This window comes from Neochlamydia sp. TUME1 (assembly GCF_000813645.1).
In the GTDB taxonomy this organism is placed as follows: domain Bacteria; phylum Chlamydiota; class Chlamydiia; order Chlamydiales; family Parachlamydiaceae; genus Neochlamydia.
The window spans coordinates 1-6,294 of record NZ_JRXI01000123.1; the positions used below are offsets into that span (position 1 = coordinate 1).

Below are 6,294 nucleotides of genomic sequence, written 5' to 3' on the forward strand. Positions count from 1 at the left end.
GTTTCAATTTTCTCAATCATCTTATCATCGTCTTAGATGTGATGGGAATTTTTGTCGCCAGTATGGGCAGTGTGATTATTACCCGTTATCTCATTGAACAAGTAAAAAAGCTTCCCGTGACCTCCAACGATTATCCCTGTCACTTTCTTGCTTGGATGTTGGGATTAGCGATGGGCTTTTCTAGTCTGAATGGAGTTTCTTTAACCTCTATTCCCGTTTTAGATGCCACTATTGGCTCATCTTTAGGTACATTTTTTGTTTTAATTCAAAGGAAATATAGTGAAAAAGCTAACATTGCAAAACTTAGATGACTTAGCCATTGGAAGCGCGATTTTAGGATCGGGAGGTGGAGGCGATTCTACTTATGCTTACATGATGGCCCGCTATGAGATGGAAAAAAAAGCTTCCCTTTCAATTCTTAACTACGCCGATTTAAAGCCTGAGGCTCTTGTTATCCCCATAGGTTTTATGGGAGCCCCAACTGTTGAAATGGAAAAAATTGTTACCGGACGCGATTATGTCGAACTATTTAAGATTGTAGAAAAAAACTTAAATAAAAAGATCACAGCTATCATGCCTTTTGAGATTGGGGGCCACAATGCGTTTACTCCTATTATCACCGGTCTTCAGATGGGGTTGCCTGTATTGGATGCTGATATGATGGGACGGGCCTTCCCTGAAGCTCAGATGAGTTCTGGTCACCTTTATGGGGTTTCTCCTAATCCTGGCTTTATTAGTGATAGTCTAGACAACGCCGTGGTTATCCATGCTAAAAACACCTTTGCTTTAGAAAAAATTGGACGTAGCGCTACCATTGCGATGGGATCAATAGCCGCCTTTGCATTTTATCCTATTACCGGGGCTAAGGCCCGTGAATGCACGGTACCTAATAGCATCTCACGCGCTATTAACCTAGGAAAAGCTCACCGCTCGGCAAAAGAAAAAGGAGAAGATCCTTTAGAAGCTATTTTAAACCATTGCAAAGGTATTCTTATTGGCTCGGGAAAAATTACTGATATAGATCGCGAAATCTCCAAAGGTTTTCTGCAAGGGTCGATTACCATTCAGAATTCCAAAGATAAAATCGAGCTTATTTTTCAAAATGAATATCTATTAGCAAAAATTAATAGTAAGATCATTGCTACCACTCCTGATATCTTAATGCTGCTAGAGCAAGAAACAGGAGCTCCTATTACCAGTGAATTACTCCAATATGGCCTAAGGGTTAATTTGATAGCACTTCCAGCTCCAGAAATTTGGACCACCCCGCAAGGGCTTGCCTTGGTGGGTCCTAGAAAATTTGGCTATGAGACCGATTATAAACCCATTCATAAAGCACGTCAAAAAAGTAGCGTGCTAAGTATTACCACATGAAAATAAATCAAAAATATAAAATCGGCATTGACATTGGTGGAACTAACACAGATGTAGTGCTTTTAGACTCGGATAACGAGGTGATTGCCTGTGCAAAAACTGCTACCACTCCCGACTTAAATACAGGCATTAAAACAGCTTTAAAGCAAATTCTTGATGAAGCTTCTATTATCCGTGAAGATATTACAGGAATATTTTTAGGAACTACCCAGGTAGCCAATGCCATTCACCAACAGGATAATCTTTACCGCGTAGGAGTGATTCGGATTGCTGGGCATCATCCCCAATCGCTACCTAGTTGTTTACTATGGCCTCCTGCGCTTAAAAAAAGCATGTATGTAGATACCATTACTATTAATGGAGGCTTTGAATGCCATGGCGATCCTATCACGCCTATCAATCCTGCTGAGATTAGATCGGCTTTAAAAGAGTTGTTGAAAAAAAACATTGAAAGCTTAGCAGTTATTGGGGTCTATGCCTCATTAAATTCTCATCACGAGCTGTTGGTAAAAGAAATTGCGCAAGAGATGACGCAAGGAGAACTGCCTATCTCTCTTTCCCATCAAATTGGTGGAGCAGGCTTTATTGAACGCGAAAACTCCACCATTTTAAATGCTGCTTTAAAACAAGTCATGCCTACGGCATTTAAAAATTTAGTGGCCATTTGTGGAGATCTGGGAATCGCTTGCCCTCTTTGGATTACACAAAACGATGGAAGTGTAGCGGACTTGGCAAACGCTAATGAATATCCTATCTTTACCATCTCAGCAGGCCCTACCAATTCATTTATTGGAGGCTCACGTCTAGCCCAAAAAGAAGATGCTATTGTTATTGATATTGGTGGCACCTCCACGGATATTGGAATGGTTCGTAAAGGCATCCCGCGACGCTGTTTTAATAATTCATGCATAGGGGGAGTGACTCTAAATTTTCCTATGCCTGATGTATATTCTATAGCTTTAGGAGGAGGCAGCCAGATTCAATTTACCCAAGAGAAAATTCATATTGGCCCTAAAAGCTGCGGCAATAAAACTTTCTCGCAATCACTCAGCTTTGGGGGAAAGCAATTGACGCTGACAGATATCGCCTTAGCTTTAGGCTATGTAGATATTGCTGGTGCCCGCCCCCAAAACGTATCCTTACCTAGGAAAGGTTGTAAAGCAGTTATCGATGAAGTGGTCAAACAAATTTATGAGCTTATCTCAAAAATTGGGCCTGAAGAACGTTCCCTGCCTGTGATTATGATTGGAGGAGGCTCTGCTTTATTGCCGCAACATCTTTTTGACGGGCGCTTTATTATTCCTCCCTATGCTCATTATGCGAATGCATTTGGTGCTGCCCTTGCTACAATTTCGGCCACTATTGATACTGTCGTTTCTTTAGAACATCGCCAGGAGACCTTAGAAGAGCTACAGCAACAAGCTATTCAAGCTGCTATCCAAAAAGGTGCTGATTTTAAAACAGTTAGCATTGTAGATATAGAGATTTTACCTTATCACTATATACCTAATCGAATGGCTAGAGTCATTGTAAAAGCATCAGGCAATCAACCCAGGGCCATTTAGAGTAAAAAAAGCAAAAAGTTTCCTTGCCTCTTCCTATTTTTAAGAGCAAGGCATCTCTTTTTTTAAAAATTCTAAAATAAGATCACGTGTTTTGATTAAATTTTCTTCCCTGTGCGCTTGAGACACAAACCATGCTTCAATGTGCAAGGGAGGAATGTAGATGCCATTTGCAAATAAATAGCGGAAGAAACAAGCAAACATTTCGTTATCCAACTGCTTGGTATCACCAAAATGCGTAACTTTTTTAGAACCAAAAAACAGAGTAAACATGGAACCTACCTGCTGAATGCAAGCCTGCTTATCTGTGCTTAAAAGATATTCCTGGATAGGCTGAGTGATGAGATTAGTTTTACGTAATAGCTCTTGATAAAAACCCTCTTGATTTAAGAGCTTTAGGGCTTGTAAGCCTGCTTCCATAGCTACAGGATTTCCCGATAATGTTCCCGCTTGATAAACAGACCCTAAGGGAGCCAAGCAATCCATAATATCGCGGCGTCCTCCAAAAGCAGCGGCAGGAAAGCCCCCTCCAATAATTTTCCCAAAAGTAGTCAGATCAGGACGAACGCCATACAAGCCTTGCGCTCCCTTTAATCCCACCCGAAAACCTGTCATGACTTCATCAAAAATTAATAAAGCACCTGTGGCAGAAGTTTCTTGGCGTAGCATATGGATAAATTCCTGCGTAGCAGGCACCACACCCATATTACCTGCAACCGGTTCTAAAATCACAGCGGCAATACGTTCCCGGTTTTTAGGGTCACGCATCACTTGGCGGCACCCCTCTATGTCATTATATGGCAAGCAAATTGTATAACGAACGACCTCGGGAGGGATACCTTGTGATGAAGCTTGTGGTAGGAAGCCTGCCACCCCTGAACCAGCCTGTACAAGAAAGAAATCTGCATGGCCATGATAGTTTCCTGCAAACTTAATAATTAATTCGCGTTGGGTGTATCCCCTTGCTAGACGAATAGCGCTCATTGTCGCTTCTGTACCTGAAGAGACAAAGCGAATTTTATCAATCGATTCCATGAGCGTAATGACATAGCGAGCAAGCTCTTCTTCGATCGAAGTCGTAATGCCAAAAGTAGAGCCTAAGGCCATGCGTTTTTGCGCAGCTTCTATAATTTGAGGATGCGCATGGCCGTGAATGAGAGCTCCCCAAGAACCGCAGTAGTCGATATAGGCATGCCCATCAGCATCATAGAGAAGATCTTGCCAAGCGCGTTCAGCCACTAAAGGAGGCTGATGCATATTTTGACAAGAACGCACAGGAGAATTGACTCCTCCTGGAATTACTTCACAAAGACGTCTATAAATTTCTAGGCTTTTTGGGCGAGCAAGCATTTCTTACACCTTAAGATGAGTAAGAAAAAAGCATAAGTGATCTTAAATTTGTTGAGAAGTTTTAAAACCTGCCAAGAAACTTATGCTCCTCTGGAAAAATAAGCCTATGATCTACGAACAGAAGGATAGAGCACCCAATCGCCAGGCTAGAAGCCAGAGAGGCTAATTCACCCTAGTTAAATACGGCTTAAATAAAATCCCCTCTATCCCTCGCTAGAGACTCTTCCTTTATTTCTCTTTTTTAGAAATTCCATTAGTCTCATGAGCCTCTTCAAGAGTGGCATAAAACTTTGTACAGGCAACCACAGCCTGCAAGTTAGGAGCAAGCTCTTTAACCTTCTCTTGCTCTTGCCCTTCTAAACTCTCTAAATCTAAGTGAGTTAAATTATTTAATTCTTCAAGAGGCAGGCTAATTCTTGTTTCCATTCCACAATAAGCCATAACAGTCTCGGGATCTTCTTCTCTCATAATTTGATAAGTGAGCTTATAAGAAAAATGAGCGATCCCCTTTTGCACCTCAATATTAAGCTCTCCTCCAGGTGCTTGCCCATATGCGTACCGGTTATTCTTTTCATTTGTATTGTTAAACTCTTCCATTCCCTGAATAAACTTGTGCAAAAGTCCCACGGTGCAGGATTGATGAAAAAAACGTCCCACCACCAAGGTTTCTTCTCTTCCTAAGACCTCATATATTTTCTCCGCACAATTTTTTACCTCCTCTGCGGTTTTTTCTGTACGGGGGAACATATTTTTACCGTTAATAACAAAATTATCAGCGCGCGGTAAGTCTAAAGAAAATTGAGTAGGTAATTGGACTCCAACAGACAGGTCATCGAATTTTAAATCGCTAAGTTGATGATCTACTCCTCTGCCTACAATCATTTCACTAATATCTTTTAATGTTCTCTCGTCATTTTTAATTTTAAAAGAATTAAACTTTGCTAAGTCAGACGGCAAGCCTTGTCTATGGAAGAAATTTAAAACAGCCGCCTTGATCGATTTAATAAAGGAGAAAAGAGGCGAGCTTGCCGTAATAAGAGCCGCTTTAAATGCTAAACCGACCTTTTGCAAACCTGACCATATTCCCTTAAAAGAAAAGGAGTTGAATTGGCTCTTAGCAAAGTTATCGATATTTTTATTTTCTTGGGAGTCTAAAGAAGAGATTCTTTTACCTTTATATAAGCCATGCTCTTTGGAAGACATAAAGTTTGGTTTAGAAGGAACTTCTTGCCTTGTCGTAAAAGAGGGAGTAGATTTAATTGCCCGCTTATATATCCTTTTTACCAAAGGATTAGCGGTTGGGAGGGAAGTGCGTTGAAAAGATTTAGGCTTTTCAGTTGCCGCTGCTCGACTTGCGCTTGCCAGCTGATGAACCGCTTGATCAACCTTCCCTCTTTCCCCTATGAAAATAGCTTTGGGGGAGGAAGAAGTATTTTTAACCTCTTTATTTCCTTCTCTTGAAGGATAGGTAGATTGCCACTGAGGTAATCCATTAGAAACTGACATACATTTCCCCCATTAATATTATTAATTAATAATATTCATTATAATAATAATTAATAAAAAAGTCTAATTATTATTTTAAATAAAAAATATTACTTTTTATTTAATAGCAAATAACATGCCATTCTATCCCTGCGTGCTTTCTTTTCTTTATGGGCTATAAAAAATTCTTAAGAAGAACGATCAACAACTAGTTGAGAGTCAATCCATTTTGCAAAAATAAATGACTCTTTTCTTGTTGAAAATTTAGAATCAAGCAATAATGCTTACCTTACTGCTGGATAAAAGAAAATTAGGACTTTAAAGCATGATCGCCTCTTTCTCCAAAATACTATGCCTGATCATGTTTATAGTGATTTTGAACCTTTCTTTGTATGCTGTTGAAGCTTATCAGGTAATTTTTCAAGGGGTTTCTCACCCGGAAACTCTCTCTTTACTACAAACAATTTCTAAAACGGTAGAGCTGCAAAACTCCCCTCCTTCTACTAATCGTGGCTTAAAAAGG

At 40.1% G+C, this 6,294-nt stretch carries 4 protein-coding genes and 1 pseudogene; 3 read left to right on the forward strand and 2 right to left on the reverse strand.

The window, feature by feature from the left end; translation table 11 throughout:
- The 3 genes and pseudogenes from DB41_RS11910 to DB41_RS05740 all read left to right on the forward strand — a co-directional run.
- A pseudogene (locus DB41_RS11910) lies at positions 1-311 on the forward strand (hypothetical protein); the annotation flags it as partial.
- Positions 280-1,374, forward strand: coding sequence for a DUF917 domain-containing protein (locus DB41_RS05735; protein WP_039385338.1), 1,095 nt, complete (start codon positions 280-282; stop codon positions 1,372-1,374). The pseudogene DB41_RS11910 and the gene DB41_RS05735, both read left to right, overlap by 32 nt.
- Positions 1,371-2,939: a hydantoinase/oxoprolinase family protein gene (locus DB41_RS05740; RefSeq protein WP_039385339.1), complete on the forward strand. Its 1,569-nt coding sequence runs from the start codon at positions 1,371-1,373 to the stop codon at positions 2,937-2,939. Before DB41_RS05735 ends, DB41_RS05740 begins: the two co-directional genes overlap by 4 nt.
- A 39-nt stretch (positions 2,940-2,978) precedes the next feature.
- On the opposite strand, the gene hemL is transcribed toward DB41_RS05740, so the two are convergent.
- Positions 2,979-4,286 carry a glutamate-1-semialdehyde 2,1-aminomutase gene (hemL, locus tag DB41_RS05745; RefSeq protein WP_039385341.1) on the reverse strand — a complete coding sequence of 436 codons (1,308 nt, stop codon included), beginning with the start codon at positions 4,284-4,286 and terminating at the stop codon, positions 2,979-2,981.
- A gap of 228 nt (positions 4,287-4,514) precedes the next feature.
- The gene (locus DB41_RS05750; protein WP_039385342.1) at positions 4,515-5,792 is read right to left on the reverse strand and encodes a hypothetical protein; all 1,278 of its coding nucleotides are present in this window, start codon (positions 5,790-5,792) and stop codon (positions 4,515-4,517) included.
- Between the last annotated feature and the right edge of the window lie 502 nt (positions 5,793-6,294).